The organism is Streptomyces zinciresistens K42 (assembly GCF_000225525.1).
GTDB classification, from domain to species: Bacteria; Actinomycetota; Actinomycetes; order Streptomycetales; family Streptomycetaceae; genus Streptomyces; species Streptomyces zinciresistens.
Map to the genome: position 1 here is coordinate 1 of NZ_AGBF01000136.1, position 17894 is coordinate 17894.

16 protein-coding genes and 1 pseudogene are annotated in these 17894 nt (G+C 75.1%); 11 read left to right on the forward strand and 6 right to left on the reverse strand.

Annotated features, from left to right (window positions below; translation table 11 throughout):
- The first annotated feature begins 270 nt into the window (after window positions 1-270).
- The 6 genes from SZN_RS26760 (at window position 271) to SZN_RS26785 (ending at window position 6619) form a co-directional block, all read left to right on the forward strand.
- Complete coding sequence (locus tag SZN_RS26760) at window positions 271-1488, forward strand: SCO2321 family membrane protein (RefSeq protein WP_007500875.1); 1218 nt, start codon at window positions 271-273, stop codon at window positions 1486-1488.
- Window positions 1485-2210, forward strand: a complete 726-nt coding sequence (locus tag SZN_RS26765) for an SCO2322 family protein (protein ID WP_007500877.1) — start codon at window positions 1485-1487, stop codon at window positions 2208-2210. The genes SZN_RS26760 and SZN_RS26765 overlap by 4 nt, the downstream gene beginning before the upstream one ends.
- Window positions 2203-3366: an energy-coupling factor transporter transmembrane component T gene (locus SZN_RS26770; protein WP_007500878.1), complete on the forward strand. Its 1164-nt coding sequence runs from the start codon at window positions 2203-2205 to the stop codon at window positions 3364-3366. Before SZN_RS26765 ends, SZN_RS26770 begins: the two co-directional genes overlap by 8 nt.
- Entirely contained in the window at window positions 3363-5042 is a 1680-nt protein-coding gene (locus tag SZN_RS26775; protein WP_007500880.1) for an ABC transporter ATP-binding protein, read from the forward strand. Before SZN_RS26770 ends, SZN_RS26775 begins: the two co-directional genes overlap by 4 nt.
- Complete coding sequence (locus SZN_RS26780; RefSeq protein ID WP_007500881.1) at window positions 5039-5866, forward strand: ECF transporter S component; 828 nt, start codon at window positions 5039-5041, stop codon at window positions 5864-5866. Before SZN_RS26775 ends, SZN_RS26780 begins: the two co-directional genes overlap by 4 nt.
- A 336-nt stretch (window positions 5867-6202) precedes the next feature.
- Entirely contained in the window at window positions 6203-6619 is a 417-nt protein-coding gene (locus SZN_RS26785; protein ID WP_007500882.1) for an aggregation-promoting factor C-terminal-like domain-containing protein, read from the forward strand.
- Window positions 6620-6709: 90 nt separating this feature from the next.
- Here SZN_RS26785 and SZN_RS26790 read toward each other — a convergent pair whose 3' ends face one another.
- Window positions 6710-7945, reverse strand: coding sequence for a cytochrome P450 (locus SZN_RS26790; RefSeq protein ID WP_007500883.1), 1236 nt, complete (start codon window positions 7943-7945; stop codon window positions 6710-6712).
- Between the two features lie 266 nt (window positions 7946-8211).
- Here SZN_RS26790 and SZN_RS26795 point away from each other — a divergent pair, with 266 nt between their 5' ends.
- Entirely contained in the window at window positions 8212-9381 is a 1170-nt protein-coding gene (locus SZN_RS26795; RefSeq protein WP_007500884.1) for a steroid 3-ketoacyl-CoA thiolase, read from the forward strand.
- Window positions 9382-9474: 93 nt separating this feature from the next.
- Here SZN_RS26795 and SZN_RS26800 read toward each other — a convergent pair whose 3' ends face one another.
- The gene (locus tag SZN_RS26800; protein WP_078508964.1) at window positions 9475-11547 is read right to left on the reverse strand and encodes a bifunctional glycosyltransferase 87/phosphatase PAP2 family protein; all 2073 of its coding nucleotides are present in this window, start codon (window positions 11545-11547) and stop codon (window positions 9475-9477) included.
- A gap of 285 nt (window positions 11548-11832) precedes the next feature.
- Here SZN_RS26800 and SZN_RS26805 point away from each other — a divergent pair, with 285 nt between their 5' ends.
- Entirely contained in the window at window positions 11833-12504 is a 672-nt protein-coding gene (locus SZN_RS26805; RefSeq protein ID WP_007500886.1) for an O-methyltransferase, read from the forward strand.
- Window positions 12505-12522: 18 nt separating this feature from the next.
- On the opposite strand, the gene SZN_RS26810 is transcribed toward SZN_RS26805, so the two are convergent.
- Window positions 12523-12915: an FHA domain-containing protein gene (locus SZN_RS26810; RefSeq protein WP_007500887.1), complete on the reverse strand. Its 393-nt coding sequence runs from the start codon at window positions 12913-12915 to the stop codon at window positions 12523-12525.
- A 98-nt stretch (window positions 12916-13013) separates the two neighbouring features.
- Between SZN_RS26810 and SZN_RS26815 the strand changes: the two genes are divergently transcribed.
- Entirely contained in the window at window positions 13014-13454 is a 441-nt protein-coding gene (locus tag SZN_RS26815; protein WP_007500897.1) for a DnaJ family domain-containing protein, read from the forward strand.
- Here the strand turns inward: SZN_RS26815 and SZN_RS26820 are convergent.
- Both SZN_RS26820 and SZN_RS26825 read right to left on the reverse strand, forming a co-directional pair.
- Window positions 13443-14000 carry a hypothetical protein gene (locus SZN_RS26820; RefSeq protein WP_007500899.1) on the reverse strand — a complete coding sequence of 186 codons (558 nt, stop codon included), beginning with the start codon at window positions 13998-14000 and terminating at the stop codon, window positions 13443-13445. The genes SZN_RS26815 and SZN_RS26820 overlap by 12 nt on opposite strands.
- Window positions 14001-14005: 5 nt before the next feature.
- On the reverse strand, window positions 14006-14581 hold the full coding sequence (locus SZN_RS26825; RefSeq protein WP_043733321.1) for a hypothetical protein: 576 nt from the start codon (window positions 14579-14581) through the stop codon (window positions 14006-14008).
- Between the two features lie 113 nt (window positions 14582-14694).
- Between SZN_RS26825 and SZN_RS26830 the strand changes: the two genes are divergently transcribed.
- Window positions 14695-15186, forward strand: coding sequence for a GNAT family N-acetyltransferase (locus tag SZN_RS26830; RefSeq protein WP_007500903.1), 492 nt, complete (start codon window positions 14695-14697; stop codon window positions 15184-15186).
- 40 nt (window positions 15187-15226) lie between these two features.
- On the opposite strand, the gene SZN_RS26835 is transcribed toward SZN_RS26830, so the two are convergent.
- Complete coding sequence (locus SZN_RS26835; protein ID WP_007500905.1) at window positions 15227-17311, reverse strand: MDR family MFS transporter; 2085 nt, start codon at window positions 17309-17311, stop codon at window positions 15227-15229.
- Window positions 17312-17565: 254 nt separating this feature from the next.
- Here SZN_RS26835 and SZN_RS42820 point away from each other — a divergent pair.
- A pseudogene (locus tag SZN_RS42820) lies at window positions 17566-17894 on the forward strand (peptidoglycan-binding protein); the annotation flags it as partial.

Sequence of the window (17894 nt, forward strand, 5' to 3'; positions counted from 1 at the left end):
CCCGGGTACAGTAGGCGGGTCGTCATCACACCCGTACGGGGGAAAGCCGGTGCAAATCCGGCGCTGACCCGCAACCGTGAACCGGTCGCCGTATCGCGCTCTCCAGGCCGATGCGCGGCGGCCGGTGAGCCGGACCGCCCCGTGGCGCGGAGTGACCGGCTCACGTGCGCGGCGGCCTGCCGGGCACGGCACCGTCGAGGTACACGGAGCCGAGCCGCCGGGGTCCCCCCTGCGCTGCCCGGCCCGCCGAGGGAAGGGCATCCGCCGATCATGTACGTCCGCCGCAGCGCCGCGGCCCTGGCCGCCGTCGCCGTGTTCGGCGCGGCCTCGCCCGCCACGGCCGCCGACTCGTCCCCCGCCTCCTCGGCCTCCCCTCCGGCCGCGACACCCGAGGGGCTCTACGGCGCCACCGACCCCGCCTACGACGGGGTGTGGCGCCAGTCGCTCGCGCTGCTCGCCCAGGACACGGTCGGCGTGCGGCCCGCGCAGACGGCCGTCGGCTGGCTGACGGGGCAGCAGTGCGCGAACGGCGCGTTCGCCGCGTTCCGCGCCGAGCCCGCCGGGGACTGCGACGCCAAGGTCATGACCGACACCAACAGCACGGCCGCCGCCGTCCAGGCCCTCGCCGCGCTCGGCGGGCGGGACGCCGCCGTCGCGAAGGCGCTGACCTGGCTGAAGTCCGTGCAGAACAAGGACGGCGGCTGGGGCTACACCCCCGGCGGCCCCAGCGACGCCAACTCCACGTCCGTCGTCGTCGGCGCCCTGGCCGCCGCGGGCGAGCGGCCGGGCGGCGTCGTCAAGGGCGGCAAGTCGCCCTACGACGCCCTGGGCGCGCTCGCCCTGCCGTGCGAGGGCGAGGGCGCGGGCGCCTTCGCCTACCAGCCGGACAAGAAGGGCGGGCTGGCCGCCAACGCCGACGCCACCGCGGCCGGGGTGCTCGGCGCCCTCGGCAAGGGACTGGCCGTGAGCCCCGGGAAGACGGCGGCGGCGACCTGTGCGAAGGGGGCCTCGCCGGAGCGTCTCGCCGCCAACGGCGCCTCCTATCTCGCCGGGGCCGTCGCCGCGCGGGGGTATCTGACCTCCGTGCTGCCCGGCGCCGCGGACCAGCCCGACTACGGCAACACCGCCGACGCGGTCGTCGCGCTCGCCGCGCAGGGCGGAGCGGCCGCCGCGGCCGAGCCCCTGAAATGGCTGGAGAAGAACTCCGCGAAGTGGGCGGCGCGAAGCGGCCCGGCCGCCTACGCCCAGCTGATCCTCGCCGCCCGCGCGACGGGCACCGACCCGCGCGCGTTCGGCGGCACGGACCTGGTCGAGCGGCTCAACGCGACCGGTCCGGCACCGCGCAAGGCCGCGGGCACCGAGCGGGCCGCGGCGGCCGAGGAGGACGGGGGCGGCTTCGGACTGTGGTGGTTCGTCGGGGTGTTCCTGGTCGCCGGGATCGGCATCGGCTTCCTGCTGAGCGGCCGCGGCAAGGGCCGCCGGCCGTGACCCGCCGCGTGCTCGGCGCGCTCCTGGCCGCGCTGGTCCTCGTGACGGGCGCGGCCCAGGCCGCCCAGGCGGCCGGCTACCGCTACTGGTCCTTCTGGGAGCGGGACGGCTCCGGCTGGCGCTACGCCACCCAGGGCCCCTCGCTCGCCCGGCCCGCCGACGGCGACGTGCAGGGCTTCCGGTTCGCCGTCAGCGAGGACTCCCAGGACGCGGCCGGACCGCGGGGCGCCGCCGTGTTCGCGGTGATCTGCGCGCGCACGCCCGCCCGGGAGGGCAGCAAGCGGGTGGCGCTGGTCGTCGACCCCGGCACGGCGGCGGACGCCCCGCCCGGGGAGGCGCCGCCCGCACGCCGTACGGCCTGTGCCCGCGTGGCGCCCGACGCGACGACGGCGCAGGCCCTGGCCTCGGTCGCCAAGCCCCTGCGGTACGACAGCGCCGCGCTGCTGTGCGCCATCTCCGGCTACCCGCGCAAGGGGTGCGGGGAGCAGGTCTCCGGCAGCGCCCCCGGCGGCGGCGGGGCGTCGGCGGACGGCCGGGCGGGCGACGGGGCCCCGGACGGCCGGGCGGCCGGTTCCGGAAACCCGGATTCCGGTGGCTCCGGTTCCCCCGGTGACCCGGGCTCCGGCGGCGGCCCCTCGCTGGGCCTGGTCGCCGGGGCCGTCGTGGTGGTCCTGCTGGGCGGCGCGGCGGCCTGGCGGGCGCGGCGGCGCGGGGATGGCTAGCCGGGCGGACCCCGGTGGCCGCCTCCGCCACGCGCCGGCGGAGACCTCGCGCCCCCGGACGCGTCCGCCGCTGCACCCCGGCGCCTGGTGGCTGTGGGCGCTGGCGCTCGGCACCGCGGCCACCCGCACCACCAACCCGCTGCTGCTCGCGCTGCTCATGGCGACGTCCGCGTACGTGGTGGCCGCCTGCCGCCCCCACGCCCCCTGGGCCCGCTCGTACTCGGCGTTCTTCAAGCTCGCCCTCGCCGTCCTGGTCGTCCGCCTCGTCTTCGCCGTCGTCCTCGGCTCCCCCGTGCCCGGCACACGGGTGCTGCTGACGCTGCCCGAACTCGCCCTGCCCGACTGGGCGCAGGGCATCCGCCTGGGCGGCCCGGTCACCGCCGAGACCCTGCTGAGGGCGCTGTACGACGGCCTGCGGCTGGCGGCCCTGCTGGTCTGCGTGGGCGCGGCGAACTCCCTCGCCCATCCGGCCCGGCTGCTCAAGTCCCTGCCGGGCGCGCTCTACGAGACGGGCGTGGCGGTGGTCGTGGCCCTCACCTACGCCCCGAACCTGATCGCCGACGTCCAGCGGCTGCGGGCCGCCCGCCGGCTGCGCGGCCGCCCCGACCGGGGTGTGCGCGGTCTGCTCCAGGTCGGACTGCCGGTGCTGGAGGGCGCGTTGGAGCGCTCGGTGGCCCTCGCGGCCGCGATGGACGCGCGCGGTTACGGCCGCGGCGCCGACGTGCCGCCCCGGGTGCGCCGTACGACGGGCGTGCTGACGCTCGGCGGTCTGCTGGGCGTGTGCGCGGGCCTGTACGGACTGCTGACGGCCGCGGGCGGGACGTACGGGCTGCCGGTGCTGCTCGCCGGAGTCGCGGCGGCGCTCGCGGGCCTGCGCCTGGGCGGGCGGCGCACGCTGCGCACCCGCTACCGCCCGGACCGCTGGGACGCGCGGGCCCGGCTGGTCGCCGGGTCGGGGGCGGCCGTCGCGGCGATGCTGGTCCTCGCGTCCGTCCGCGATCCGCAGGCCCTGAACCCCGGCGTGGTCCCGCTCGTCGTCCCCTCCCTTCCGCTGTGGCCCGCGGCCGCCGTCCTGCTCGGACTGCTCCCGGCCTTCGTCAGCCCCGCGCCGCGCCACCGCGCCGCGCCCGCCCCCGTCCGCGAGGAGCCGTCGTGATCCGCTTCGAGAACGTCTCCGTGACCTACGACGGCGCCCCCGGACCCGCCGTCCAGGGGGTGGACCTCGTTGTCCCGGAGGGTGAACTCGTGCTGCTCGTCGGCCCGTCGGGGGTCGGCAAGTCCACCGTCCTCAACGCGGTCAGCGGGCTCGTCCCGCACTTCACCGGCGGCACGCTGCGCGGCCGGGTGACCGTGGCCGGGCGCGACACCCGCACCCACAAGCCGCGCGAACTCGCCGACGTGGTGGGCACGGTGGGGCAGGACCCGCTCTCCCACTTCGTGACGGACTCGGTCGAGGACGAGCTGGCGTACGGCATGGAGTCGCTGGGGCTGGCCCCCGCCGTGATGCGCCGCCGGGTCGAGGAGACCCTCGATCTGCTGGGCCTCGCCGACCTGCGCGACCGGTCGCTCGCCACGCTCTCCGGGGGCCAGCGGCAGCGCGTCGCGATCGGCTCGGTGCTCACCCCGCACCCGAGGGTGCTGGTCCTGGACGAGCCGACCTCGGCGCTGGACCCGGCCGCCGCGGAGGAGGTCCTGTCGGTCCTGCAGCGGCTGGTCCACGATCTCGGTACGACCGTGCTGCTGGCCGAGCACCGCCTGGAGCGCGTCGTGCAGTACGCCGACCGGGTCGCGCTGCTGCCCTCCCCCGGCGCGGCCCCCGTCGTGGGCGGCCCGGCGGAGGTCATGGCCGTGTCGCCGGTGTACCCGCCGGTGGTGTCGCTGGGCCGGCTCGCGGGCTGGAGCCCGCTGCCGCTGACCGTACGGGACGCCCGCCGGCGAGCGGCCGGCCTGCGGGAACGGCTGGCGGGCCGGGACACGGCCGCCGTACGCGCCCCCGGGGCGCCTGTCGAGCCGGTCCCCGTGCCCCGCCCGCGCCGCCGGTTCGGCCGCGCGCGGCCTGGGGAGCCCGGCGCGGGGCCCGTCCTCGCGGCCGAGGTCCGGGACCTGACCGTCACCCGCGACCGGGTCCGCGCGCTGCGCGGCGTCGACCTGAGCGTCGCCCCCGGCGAGACGATCGCCCTGATGGGCCGCAACGGCGCCGGGAAGTCCACGCTGCTCGACGCCCTGGTCGGGCTGGTCGGCCCGGACGGCGGCACGGTGCGCACCGGCGGCGTCGCCCCGCACCGCGCCTCGCCGCGCGAACTGGTGCGCCGGGTCGGCCTGGTCCCGCAGGAGCCGCGCGACCTGCTCTACGCCGACACGGTCGCCGCCGAGTGCGCGGCGGCCGACGCCGACGCGGGCGCCGCGCCCGGCACCTGCCGCGCGCTGCTGACCGGGCTCGTCCCGGGCATCCCCGACACCGTCCATCCCCGCGACCTCTCCGAGGGCCAGCGGCTGACGCTCGCGCTGGCCGTGGTGCTCGCCGCCCGGCCGCCCCTGCTCCTGCTCGACGAGCCGACCCGCGGCCTGGACTACGCGGCGAAGGCGCATCTCGTCCCGCTGCTGCGCGCCCTCGCCGCCGAGGGCCACGCCGTCGTCCTGGCCACCCACGACGTGGAGCTGGCCGCCGACCTGGCCGACCGCGTGGTGCTGCTCGCCGAGGGCGAGGTGATCGCCGACGGCCCCACGGCCGAGATCGTGGTCTCCTCCCCCTCCTTCGCCCCGCAGGTCACCAAGATCCTGGCCCCGCAGCGCTGGCTCACCGTCGGCCAGGTGCGCGAGGCCCTCGCATGAGCGGCGCGGGGGGCCGGGCGCGTCCGGTCCGGCTCGGCCCGCGGTCCGCGGCGGCCCTCGCGCTGGTGAGCGCGGCCGGGGGCGCCGCCCTGGGCTGGCCGTTCCTCGCCGTGCCCGGGTCGCAGGTGAGCGCGCACGCGCAGGACGCCCCCTGGCTGTTCACGGGGCTGCTGCTCCTGCTGGTGGCCGTGGTCGCGGCGACGATCTCCGAGAGCGGGCTGGGCCCGAAGGCGGTGGCGATGCTGGGGGTCCTCGCGGCCACCGGGGCGGCGCTGCGCCCGCTGGGCGCGGGGACGGCCGGCATCGAGCCGATGTTCTTCCTGATGGTGCTCAGCGGCCGGGTCCTCGGCCCCGGCTTCGGGTTCGTGCTGGGCGCGGTGACGATGTTCGCGTCCGCGCTGCTGACGGGCGGGGTGGGCCCGTGGCTGCCGTTCCAGATGCTGTCGATGGGCTGGTTCACCCTGGGCGCGGGGCTGCTGCCGGGGGCGGAGCGGCTGCGCGGGCGCGGTGAGACGGCCCTGCTGGCGGGGTACGGGTTCCTGGCGGCGTTCGCCTACGGCACGGTGATGAACATGGCGGGCTGGCCGTATCTGCCCGCCGACGGCTCGAACATCGCCCCCGACCCCGCTCTGGGCGCGGCGGCGAACCTGGCCCGGTTCGCGGCGTACTGCGTGGCCACCTCGCTCGGCTGGGACCTGGGCAGGGCGCTCGTGACCGTCGTGCTCACACTCGCCCTCGGTCCGGCGATCCTGAGGGCGCTGCGCCGCGCCACGCGCCGGGCGGCGTTCGAGACCCCGGTCACCTTCGACGCCCCCGCACGGTGAGCGCCCGCGCGCGGACCGTCAGCCGCGCGGTGAACCACCCCACATGACCCAGGTCACCTACGATCCGCCCTAGTCGGCGCAAGCGTCCGTCGCGCACACGGAAAAGCGGCGCCTGACCTGCCCGTTGAGAGGCCCGTCACACCGGGGCGGCGGGTCCGGCGTACGACCACGACCAGCGAAAGGGCTCATTGCGGGCACCCGGCCCGGCCTGTTTCCGTGGACGGCGTCGCACGGCGCCGACGTGCCCCCCGGGGCCGCGGCGCCGGCGTGTGCCCCGCCGGGACCGTCCGGCGCCGGTACCCGGGCGACCCCGCCGCTCCCGACGAAAGGCCCCCCGTGTCCGCCGTTTCCCTCTTCCGCCGCGCCTCCGCCCCGGGGAAGGCCGTCGCCGGTGCCGCCCTGGCCGCCGCCGCGGCCGGCACGCTGTTCGCCGCCGCGCCCGCGCAGGCCGCGTCGAACGACGCCTCCTCGGCGCAGCGGGTCGCGAAGAAGATGATCCCGGACTCGGCCCAGTACCAGTGCTTCTCCAGGATCGTCGACCGGGAGAGCGACTGGAACATCGACGCCACCAACTCCTCCAGCGGCGCCTACGGCCTGGTCCAGGCCCTGCCGGGCAACAAGATGGCCACCGCGGGCTCCGACTGGAAGACCAACGCGGCCACCCAGATCGAGTGGGGCCTCGACTACATGAAGGACCGCTACGGCAGCCCGTGCGGCGCCTGGGGCTTCTGGCAGTCCAACGGCTGGTACTGAGCCGGCCGGACCGGGCGGAGCCCGCCCCCGAGCCGAAGGCGGCGGCCCCCCGATCCCCGGGGCCGCCGTCTTCGTGTGCGCGCCGGCGGGTCAGCCGGCGCTGACCCGCAGCTCCTTCACGCCGTTGATCCACGCCGACCGCAGCCGGCGCGGGTCGCCGGTGAGCCTGAGGCCGGGCAGGGCGTCGGCCACCGCGTTGAAGATCAGGTCGATCTCCAGGACCGCCAGGGACTTGCCCAGGCAGTAGTGGGGCCCGCCGCCGCCGAAGCCCAGGTGGGGGTTGGGGTCCCGGGTGATGTCGAAGGCGTCCGGCTCGTCGAAGACCTCGGGGTCGTGGTTGGCCGAGGCGTAGAAGATGCCGACCCGCTCCCCCTTGCCGATGCGCCTGCCGCCCAGTTCGGTGTCCTGGGTGGCCGTGCGCTGGAAGGAGACCACCGGGGTGGCCCAGCGCACGATCTCCTCGGCGGCCGTGCTCGGGCGCTCCCTCTTGTACAGCTCCCACTGCCCGGGGTGGGTGAGGAAGGCGTGCATGCCGTGGGTGATGGCGTTGCGGGTGGTCTCGTTGCCCGCGACGGCCAGCATCAGCACGAAGAAGCCGAACTCGTCCGAGCCGAGGCTGCCCTCGTCCTCGGCCGCGACCAGCGTGGTGACGATGTCCTTCGCCGGGCACGCCTTGCGGTCGGCGGCCATGTTCATGGCGTAGGCGATGAGTTCGGTGGCCGACTCGGCGCCGACCTCCTCGGTGATGGCGTACTCGGGGTCGTCGTAGGCGATCATCTTGTTGGACCAGTCGAAGATCCTGGCCCGGTCGTCCTGGGGGATGCCGATGAGTTCGGCGATGGCCTGGAGCGGCAGTTCGCAGGCGACCTCGGTGACGAAGTCGAAGGGGCCCGAGCGGTCGCGGGCGTTCGCGGCGATCGTCAGGGCCCGGGTGCGCAGGCGCTCCTCCAGGGCGCGGATCGCGCGCGGGGTGAACACCCGCTGGACGATCTGGCGCACCCGGGTGTGCTCGGGCGGGTCCATGTTGAGCAGGATCAGGCGCTGGGCGTCGATGGCGTCGCGCTCGATGTGCTCGTTGAAGCGGATGATCGCGGTGTTGAGGGACGACGAGAACAACTCGGGGTGCGTCGAGACGTACTTGACGTCCGCGTGCCGGGTCACCGCCCAGTAGCCCGCGTCCTGGAATCCGGCCACGTTGCCCGGCTGCGGAATCCAGCGGACCGGTTCGGTCCGGCGCAGTGCGGCGAACTCCGGGAGGGGCACGCGGTGGTGCAGCACATCGGGATCGGTGAAGTCGAACCCGTCGGGAAGCGCTGGACAGGGCATCGGCGTCTCCAGCCATCTGACGGTCCATCAGAACAGGATTGCCGCGAAGGTAGTAACGGGTTCTACAAGTGGCAAGGGGCGCGACACTCCCAATCCGGTGCGGAATTCGTGCAGATCAAGAGTCCCGAGCTTGCAAGACCCTTGCGAGGGACGGGCGCCCGTCAGCAGACTGCGGGTAGAACTAGAACACGTACTAGTGCCGGGACGGGGCGAACGTCGCCTGCCGCGGCACTGGTTCTGGAGGAGAGCCGAGAGGACCCGCACCCATGGCTGCCGAACCCGTCATCGTCGAAGCAGTGCGCACCCCCATCGGCAAGCGCGGCGGCGCGCTCGCCAACCTCCACCCCGCCTATCTCCTGGGCGAGACCTACCGTGAACTCCTCGGGCGCACCGGCATCCCCGCCGACTGCGTCGAGCAGATCGTCGGCGGTACGGTGACCCACGCCGGCGAGCAGTCCATGAACCCCGCGCGCACGGCCTGGCTGACCATGGGCCTGCCCTACGAGACGGCGGCGACGACGGTCGACTGCCAGTGCGGGTCCTCGCAGCAGGCGTCCCACATGACGGCCAACATGATCGCGGCGGGCGTCATCGACGTCGGGATCAGCTGCGGCGTCGAGGCGATGTCCCGGGTGCCGCTCGGGTCGGGTTCCAAGCACGGTCCGGGCAAGCCGTTCCCGGACGAGTGGAACGTCGACCTGCCCAACCAGTTCGAGGCGGCGGAGCGCATCGCCCGGCACCGGGGGCTGACCCGGGAGGACGCCGACGCGCTGGGCCTGCGCTCGCAGGAGCGGGCCGCCGCCGCCTGGGCCGAGGAGCGGTTCAAGCGCGAGACGTTCGCCGTCCAGGTCCCGACCACCGAGGACGAGCAGCACGCCGGGCAGGGCATGTGGCGCCTGGTCGACAGGGACGAGGGGCTGCGCGACACGACGGCGCAGGCACTCGCCGGACTCAAGCCGGTCATGCCGGCGGCCGTGCACACCGCGGGCAACTCCTCGCAGATCAGCGACGGCGCCTCGGCGGTCATGTGGGCGTCCCGGCGGATGGCCCGCGCGCTGCGGCTGCGCCCGCGCGCCCGGATCGTGGCGCAGGCCCTCGTGGGCTCGGACCCGCACTTCCACCTCGACGGACCTGTCGACGCGACCAGGGCCGTGCTGGGCAGGGCCGGGATGTCCCTCAGGGACATCGACCTCGTGGAGGTCAACGAGGCGTTCGCGTCCGTGGTGCTCAGCTGGGCGCGGGTCTTCGAGCAGGACCTGGAGAAGGTGAACGTCAACGGCGGCGCGATCGCCCTCGGCCATCCGGTGGGCGCCACCGGGGCCCGGCTGATCACCACGGCCCTGCATGAACTGGAGCGCTCCGACAAGGAGTTCGCGCTGGTCACGATGTGCGCGGGCGGCGGACTGGCCACGGGCACGATCCTCCAGCGGCTCTGACGCGGCGCCGTGCCCGGGGCGGACCGGCGCCGGGCACGGCCGGGACCACCGGCCCTGACGACGGACGTGCGCGCCCTCTTCCGAGGTCTACGCTCACGTGGCCTCGGCCGAACTCACCGGCGTCCGCGGCCGATCCGGCACCCCGCCGCCCGCCGGGAGCCGCTGCCGACCCGGTCCGCGGCGTCCCGCGCGCGGGCCCTGGAGCAGGTACGTCGTCCCGAACGCGGCGCCCACCGCGAGCGCCCCGCCGACCGCGTCCAGCACCCAGTGGTTGCCGGTGACGACGATCGCGATCACCGTCAGCAGGGGGTGCGCCATCCCGAGGGCCTTCATCCAGCGGCGCGGGGCGAGGGCGAGGACGACCACCCCGCACCACAGGGACCAGGCGAAGTGCAGGGACGGCATGGCCGCGTACTGGTTGGTGAGTTCGGTGAGCGTGCCGTAGTCGGGCCGGGAGAAGTCCTGCGGGCCGTTGACCGTGTCGACGATGCCGAGTCCGGGCATCAGGCGCGGCGGGGCGAGCGGGAACAGCCAGAAGCCGATCAGGGCGAACACGGTGGTGAAGCCGATCGCGGAGCGCGCCCAGCGGTAGTCGACCGGGCGGCGCCAGTACAGGACGGCGAGGATCGTGAGCGGGATGCCGAAGTGGAACGACGTGTAGTAGAAGTCGAAGAAGCCGCGCACCGCGTCGGCCTTCACCACGGCCTGGTTCGCCCAGTGCTCGATGTCGATGCCGAGGGCGCGCTCGACGGCGAGGACCTGGCCGCCGTGCGCCTCGGCGGTGGCCCGCCCCGCCGTGTTCGAGCCGCCGGCCGCGGCCAGCCGGATCCGGGCGTACGCGGCGTAGGTGATCCGGATCAGCAGGAGCTCGAAGAGCAGGTTGGGGCGGCTGACCGCGCGGCGCAGGAAGGGCGCCGGCGGGATGTGCCGGAAGCGGGCGGGCACCTTGTCCGCGTACCGCGTCGGGACCGGCGTCCGCCAGTACGGCGAGGCGCGCGACAGGAACGGCACGGCGACGGCCGCGGCGAGCGCGGCGAGGAGGACGAGGTCCGCGCGCAGCGGCTGGAGCAGCGCCTTGTCCGGGACCATCGTCGTCGCGGGCAGCGTCATGACCAGGACGACGGCGACCGGCCAGACGTACCGGTCGCAGGCGCGGCGGCCGACCCGGCCGACGACGGCGAGCAGCACCCACAGCAGCTGGTGCTGCCAGGCGGTCGGCGAGACGGCGATCACCGCGCAGCCGGTGACGGCGACGGCGAGCAGGGGCTGTCCGTCGCGGGTGTGGCGCACCGCGCGGCGCAGGGCGAGGACGGCGACGACGCCGCCGAGGAGCAGGAAGAGCGCGATCTCCGGCGGGCCGGAGAGCCCCAGGCGGAGCAGGGCGCCGTGCAGGGACTGGTTGGCGAGGCCGTCGGCGGGCCCGCCGAGCCCGACGCCCGCCGGGTGGCCCGCCCAGTAGGTGTACGAGTCCCGGGGCATCGCCGCCCACGCGAGCAGCGTCGGCCCGGCGAACGCGGCGCCCGCCGTGAGCGCGGCCCGGCGCCTGCCCGTGCACCACAGCAGCGGCGCGAACAGCAGCAGGGTGGGCTGGAGCGCGGCGGCCAGGCCGACCGGCAGCCCGCCGGCCCGCTCGCCCCGCACGGCGAGGCAGCCGAGCAGGACCAGCAGGACGGGGATGATGCTGCTCTGCCCGAGGTGGAGGGCGTTGCGCACCGGCAGGGACAGCATGAGCAGGCTGATCGCCACGGGCGCGGCGAGCAGCGAGGTGCGCCGGCTGACCGGCCCCGGCAGGGCGCGGGCGGCGACCAGGCCGAGGGCGACGACGAGCAGGAGGGTGCCGAAGGTCCAGCCCCAGCCGAGGGCCTGCTCGGCGGCCCGGGTGAGCGGTTTGAGGACGAGGCCGCCGAAGGGGGTCCCGGTGAACCGCGTCGACGCGTACAGCGAGCCCTCCGCCCGGAGGACGCCCTCGGAGCCGGCCCAGGTCTCCGGATCGGTCAGGCGGCTGCCGGGCGGGGTCGTGGCGACGGCGGCGAGCTGCCGGGCGGCGAGGACGGCGGCGATCAGCCACAGGCCGAGTCTCGCGGCCCGCACACCCGGCCGGCCCGCTTCCACGGCCGTCGCTCCGCCCCGTGCCCGCGCCCGCCCACCGTGCTCCGCCTTCGCCACGTCCGGTCGGCCTCCCGCCCCGCGTGAGGAATCCCCTGCGCACCCGCTCGGATCACCCCGGGATGAGACGCGGGAAATCCCCGCTCCACCCGGACGTCCGCGCCCCGTTCGCCCGGGAACCTGTCTCGTTTGTCCCGATGACGATAGTCGGCGACCGGTTTGCCCGTACGCCATAACGGCGGGAAAAGGTCACTTCGTGGGATCTTGAGGAATGCGCCGAACGGCCGAGTGCAGCATCCTGGAGGGCGGTCACCGCTTCCGGTCCGCCGCACGAAAGGCAGCGCGATGAGCGAGTCGCAACTCTGGGACGACGTCGACGCGTACTTCCGAGCCCACCTGTCCTCGGACGACGAGGTGCTGCGAGCGGCCCTGCGGGACAGCGAGGCGGCCGGTCTGCCGCCCATCGCCGTCACGGCCGCGCAGGGCAAGCTGCTGCGGCTGCTCGCGGAGATCCAGGGCGCCCGCACCGTCCTGGAGATCGGCACGCTGGGCGGCTACAGCACGATCTGGATGGCCCGCGCCCTGCCCGCCGACGGCCGGCTGGTCTCGCTGGAGTACAGCGCCCGGCACGCCGAGGTCGCCGTCCGCAACATCGCGCGGGCCGGCCTGGAGCAGATCGTGGAGGTGCGGGTCGGCCCGGCCCTTGAGTCGCTGCCCAAGCTGGCCGACGAGAACCCGGCCCCCTTCGACCTGGTCTTCATCGACGCCGACAAGGCCGGCACCGCGCGCTACGTCGAGTGGGCGCTGCGGCTGACCAGCACCGGCAGCCTGATCGTCGTGGACAACGTGGTGCGCGGCGGCCGGGTCCTCGACGCGGACGGCGCCGACCCGGACGTGCGGGGCATCCGCGACGCCGTGGAACTGATCGGCCGCCACCCGAGGTTGAGCGGCACCGCCGTGCAGACGGTGGGCGGAAAGGGCTACGACGGGTTCGCGCTGGCGCGGGTGCTGGCCTGAGGGCCCCGGGCGGGCGGCTCAGACCTCGTGGTAGAAGCCGACGTTGACGCTGCGGGGTCCGCCGCGGTCCTGGACGACGATCTCGCCGCTGCCGCCGCGGGGCAGCGGGAGCGTGCCGCCGTAGCCGAGCGGCTGCGCGTACGCGCCCGAGGTCAGCCGCACCTCGGAGGAGGGGTCGGGCTGCGAGCCGCGCAGCCAGGTCACCTGCCAGCCGCCGTCGGGGCCGCACAGGAACTCCAGGTGGACCCGGGAGACGAACAGCCAGTCGTCCGGCGTCGCGAGCCGGCACACCGACTTGTCCCGGCCCACGCGCAGCACGGCACCCGGCTCGCTGGGCGCGTCGGCCATGAGCATGCCGGCCGTGGCACCCTCGTCCGCCGCCGACACGGCGGCCATCGTGAGTTCGAGCACGTGCGCCCCTCCTGAAACGTCCATGGGCGAGGGCCGGTTCGGCCGTCGACGCCGCATGATAAATCGCCCGGCACCGCCGCGTCCGGCACAATGAACTCATGACCGAGCGAAAGCCCCCCGGTGTGCCGTTCGAGTCCTGGGTGGACCGGCAGATCCGCGACGCGCAGGGGCGGGGCGACTTCGACACCCTGCCCGGGTCGGGCAAGCCGCTGCCGGTCGACCTGGAGGCGCCGTACGACGAACTGTGGTGGATCAGGCGCAAGATGGCCCGCGAGGGCCTGTCGGTCCTGCCCCCGGCCCTGGCGCTGCGCAAGGAGGCGGAGGACGCGCTGGAGGCGGCGTACGCGGCGCCCTCGGAGCGGTCCGTCCGGAAGATCGTCGCGGCTGTCAACGTCAAGATCCGCGACATGATGCTGAAGCCGCCGCCCGGCCCTCCCCTGGGCCGCCGGCCCTACGACGTGGAAGAGGTCGTACGGGAGTGGCGGGAGCGCCGGGAGGGGCGCCGGGCGGCGGACGGGTCGGGCGGGTCAGACGCGTAGCAGCCGCTCCGCCAGCTCGCGGTAGTCGCGCAGGGCGAGCCGCAACTGCTCGGTGTCGGCGGTGACGTCGGTGCCGTCGCCGGACTGCCAGGCCGCGCGCAGGGTGCGGCGGCGCTCGGTCATCATCTCGGTGAACCGGCCGACGATGTCCTCGACGGCCCGGTCGGCCTCCTCGACGGCGGCCTGCGGCTGGTCGACGAAGTGGGCCACGGCGTGGTGCAGTTGCCGCTCCATGCGGTCGCGCTCGTCGTGCGCGAGGAAGGCACCGCCCTTCGCGCCGCCGCGGGCGGCGCCGGGCGTCGCGGTCCGGACCGTGCCGGGCGGGCCGCCCGGCGCCGACGTGCCGGATGCGGCGCCCGCGCGTACGGCGTCGTTGCCGTGGCCGGTGTCGCTCTTCGAGAGGTCCTTGCGTGCGCCGCCCGGCGCCGGACCGCGCACGTCCTCGCCCTCACCCTCGGCCGGGCCGTGGGCGCCGACCCGCGGCATCGGCTGCGTGGCGCCCCGGGCGGCGTCGGGGGTGCGGTCGTTCCTGGTCGCGTCCGTCATCGTCGTCAGCTCCTTCCCGCGGTGGACCGGCCCGCCGAGCGGCCGGAGGATGCCCCGACCAGCTCCTGGAACAGGGCGCGCCCCTCGATCATGGCAGTGCGCATCTCCTCGGTGTCGGACCCGTTGCGGGCGACGTGGTGGAGGTGGCGGTAGCCCTGCACATGGGTCGCGTGGTGCACGGCGAGGGCGGACAGCTGCTCCTCGTAGCGCTCCCCGTCCGGGAACCCGCGGGCGCGCGCCAGTTCGGCGAGCAGCCGGTCGGCCTCCCCGACGGCCTCCCTGGGCGCGTCGACGAAGTGCTCCTGGGTCGCCGCCCAGCGCGCCTCGTAGCGTTCGGCCTCGGTGCGCTCCAGCTCGCGCTCGCGCAACCCGCCGTGCCGCTCGACCAGTTCGGCGAGCTCGCGCTCGGCGGCCTGGCTGTCTCCGTCATGGCGGGCCACGGCCCGCTCGTATTCGGGCCCGAAGCGCCGCTTCAGACCCCGGCTGCCCTGCGCACCCCGGGTGCGCTGGGCCAGGGCGACCGCGCCGGTCACGACGACGGCCACCGCAATCACGATCACAATGATCACGCCTGTGGACATGGGATTCGGGTTGCCGGTAAGGGGCGCCTCAAACGGGGTGGGCGCCCACGTGTCCGGCAACGCGCCCAAATCCGCTTGCGGGCACGCCCGTTCAGCGGCCGAGAATGACGCCCATGACCTGGACCGTCGCCCCGGAACCGCCCGACTCCCCGGCCGCCGTGGCGCTCTGGCGTGCCTATTACACCGAGGTGAGCGACCGCTACCACCTCCTGCACGACGGCCGCCGCACCGACGCGGCCGGACTCGCGCGCGGGATCGCCGCCCACGCCTGGCACGAACTGCGCCGCCCCGGGGGCGAGTTGCTGATGGCACGCTACGCGGGCGAGCCGGCCGGCACGGCGGGCGTGCTGATGCTGGACGCGGTGACGGCCGAACTCAAGCGGGTGTTCGTGCGCGAGCCGCTGCGCGGCAGGGGAGGCGGTGCCGTCCTCGTCCGGGCCGCCGAGGCGAGCGCGCGGGCCCTGGGCGCGGCCCGGATGGTCCTCGACACCCGCCACGACCTGGTGGAGGCGCGCGCCCTGTACACCCGCCTCGGCTACGCGGAGGGTCCCCCGCACAACGACGACGTCCACGCGGAGCGCTGGTTCGGCAGAGACCTGCGCTGAGGGGGCGCCGGCGGGCCCGCGGCCTCCGGCGGCCGCGCGCTCACGTGCCCTCGGGGCGCGCGCCGCCGCCGCGGCCCTCGCGGTGGGGCTGTTCGCGGTCCGAGCCGCACAGCTCGTCGTTGAGCTCCTTGACCAGGTGCACCAGGTCGGTCGGCCGGTTTGGCCCCCACCAGTCGCCGAGCAGCTCGGCGAGCGACTCCTCGCGGACCCGCGCGAGCCGTTCCGCGGCCTCGCGCCCGCTGCCGGTCAGCATCAGGCCGAGGCCCTCCCGGGTGGCGAGCCCGCGCTCCTCCACCTGCCGGGCGGCGTCCATGACGACGGACAGCGGCAGCGAGCTGCGCTCGGCGAGCAGGGCCGGCTCCACCGCCCCGTGCCGCTTGACGCGCAGCAGCAGCCAGCTCGACGCGGGCAGCAGGTCGTACCCGGCCCGTTCGGTGATCTCGCGGTAGACCTGCCGCCGGCCCTCGCGGGTGCCGAGCACGGACAGGGCCCGGCACACCTCGTCGTACGAGGAGCGCTCCACGGGGTTGCTGGCGAGGGTCTCGGAGACGTCGGGCGCGGTGACCGAGCCGCGCAGCCGGTCCTCGCGCAGGAACCACGCCAGGACGAAGCCGAGCAGGGCGACGGGGACGGCGTACAGGAACACGTCGGTGATGGCGGTGGCGTACGCCTGGAGCGCGGCGGAGCGCAGCGGGTCCGGCAGGGCGGCGATGCCGCGCGGGTCGGACTCCAGTCCGTCCAGGGTGAGGCCGGGGGGCAGGGTCACCCCGCGGAAGGCGTCCACGAGCTTGTCGTCGAGGCGGCCCGCGAAGACCGTGCCGAAGATGGCGACGCCGAACGAGGCGCCGATGGAGCGGAAGAAGGTGGCCCCGGAGGTGGCGACGCCGAGGTCCTCGTAGGAGACGGCGTTCTGCACGATCAGGACGAGGACCTGCATGACCAGGCCGAGGCCGAGCCCGAAGACGAAGAAGTACAGGCTCATCTCGGTGGTGGAGCTGTCCGTGTCGAGCTGGTGGAGCAGCAGCAGGCCGATCGCGGTGACGCCGGTCCCGGCGATCGGGAACACCTTCCAGCGTCCGGTGCGGCTGACGATCTGCCCGGAGCCGGTGGACGACAGCAGCATCCCGGCCACCATCGGCAGCATGTGCACACCCGACACGGTCGGGCTGACGCCCCGGACGACCTGGAGGAACGTCGGCAGATAGGTCATCGCGCCGAACATGGCGAACCCGACGATGAAGCTGATGACGGCCGACAGCGTGAACGTCCGCACCCGGAACAGCTTCAGCGGCAGGACGGGCTCGGCGGCCCGGCGCTCCACCGCGACGAAGACCAGCGTGAGCAGGACCGCGAGCAGCGCGAGCCCCACGATCTGCGGCGAGCCCCAGCTCCAGGTCGTGCCGCCGAGGGACGCCGTCAGCACCAGGGCGGTGGCCACGGCGGCGATGAGGAAGGTGCCGAGGTAGTCGATGACGTGCCGCGTCCCCTTGCGCGGGATGTGCAGGACGACGGCGATGACGGCGAGGGCGACGACGCCCACGGGCAGGTTGACGTAGAAGACCCAGCGCCAGCTCAGGTGTTCCGTGAACACCCCGCCGAGCAGCGGCCCGAGGACGCTCGTCGCCCCGAACACCGCGCCGAACAGCCCCTGGTAGCGGCCGCGTTCACGGGGCGAGACGATGTCGCCGACGATCGCCATGGACAGCACGATCAGCCCGCCGCCGCCGAGGCCCTGCAACGCCCGGAAGGCGATGAGCTGGGTCATGTCCTGGGCCATGCCGCACAGCGCGGAGCCGATGAGGAAGAGGACGATCGCGAGCTGGTAGAGCCGCTTGCGCCCGTACTGGTCGCCGAGCTTGCCCCACAGCGGGGTCGCGGCCGTGGACGCCAGCAGATACGCCGTCACCACCCAGGACAGGTGCTCCAGACCGCCGAGGTCGCTGACGATGGTGGGCAGCGCGGTCGACACGATCGTCTGGTCGAGGGCCGCGAGGAGCATTCCGAGGAGCAGCGCGCCGATGGAGACGAGGACGTTGCCGGACACGTTCGCGGGCGGCCCGCCCGGCCGCCGCGGAGGCCCCGCGTCGCGCACCTCTCCCGGCATGCCGTGCGCGTCCCCGGTCATGCACACCTCCTGACGGTCTCGTTGGCTCCTCCATCGTGATCGCTGTATCCCGTTATGGCCTGTCGAGTCCGGTGGGAAGCGGTCCTTCCGGGGTCTTGGGGGAGCCTGTTCCGGGGGCTTGCGAAGAGCCTGTGACGAACATCTGCATAATCTGGGGAGTTCGCGATCTGGGGAGTTCGCGAGGGGAGGGACGACGCGTGACTGAGCCGAGGGACACCGACGGGCCGCGGGGCCCGGAGGGTCCGGAGAGCGGGATCGGCCGTCCGGGCCATCCGTGCCCGGAGTGCGGGGCGCAGCGGACGGCCGGCGGCGCCCCGTCGTGCGGCTGCGGCCCCCGGGTGGCAGAGGCCCTGCGGGACGCCCGTACGGCGGACGCGGCGGCGGTCGAGGACTTCGATCCGCTGCGGATACGCCCATACGTGGAACTGGACGGCGACCCCGGGGAGACGATGCCGCTGCGCGCGGTGCCGCCGGGGACGGCGGCCCCCGTGGAGGCGACGGCGGCGCTGCCGACCCCGCTCGCCTCGGCGGCGACGGCCCCGAGCGCGCGGGATCTCAGCCTGTTCGAGTCGGCCGCTCCCGT

Bases quoted from the DNA above. Each gene is read 5' to 3' on its own strand.
- SZN_RS26760 (WP_007500875.1), top strand. From the start codon at position 271: ATGTACGTCCGCCGCAGCGCCGCGGCCCTGGCCGCCGTCGCCGTGTTC.
- SZN_RS26770 (WP_007500878.1), top strand. From the start codon at position 2,203: ATGGCTAGCCGGGCGGACCCCGGTGGCCGCCTCCGCCACGCGCCGGCG.
- SZN_RS26780 (WP_007500881.1), top strand. From the start codon at position 5,039: ATGAGCGGCGCGGGGGGCCGGGCGCGTCCGGTCCGGCTCGGCCCGCGG.
- SZN_RS26790 (WP_007500883.1), bottom strand. From the start codon at position 7,945: ATGCCCTGTCCAGCGCTTCCCGACGGGTTCGACTTCACCGATCCCGAT.
- SZN_RS26795 (WP_007500884.1), top strand. From the start codon at position 8,212: ATGGCTGCCGAACCCGTCATCGTCGAAGCAGTGCGCACCCCCATCGGC.
- SZN_RS26805 (WP_007500886.1), top strand. From the start codon at position 11,833: ATGAGCGAGTCGCAACTCTGGGACGACGTCGACGCGTACTTCCGAGCC.
- SZN_RS26815 (WP_007500897.1), top strand. From the start codon at position 13,014: ATGACCGAGCGAAAGCCCCCCGGTGTGCCGTTCGAGTCCTGGGTGGAC.
- SZN_RS26820 (WP_007500899.1), bottom strand. From the start codon at position 14,000: ATGACGGACGCGACCAGGAACGACCGCACCCCCGACGCCGCCCGGGGC.
- SZN_RS26825 (WP_043733321.1), bottom strand. From the start codon at position 14,581: ATGTCCACAGGCGTGATCATTGTGATCGTGATTGCGGTGGCCGTCGTC.
- SZN_RS26830 (WP_007500903.1), top strand. From the start codon at position 14,695: ATGACCTGGACCGTCGCCCCGGAACCGCCCGACTCCCCGGCCGCCGTG.
- SZN_RS26835 (WP_007500905.1), bottom strand. From the start codon at position 17,311: ATGACCGGGGACGCGCACGGCATGCCGGGAGAGGTGCGCGACGCGGGG.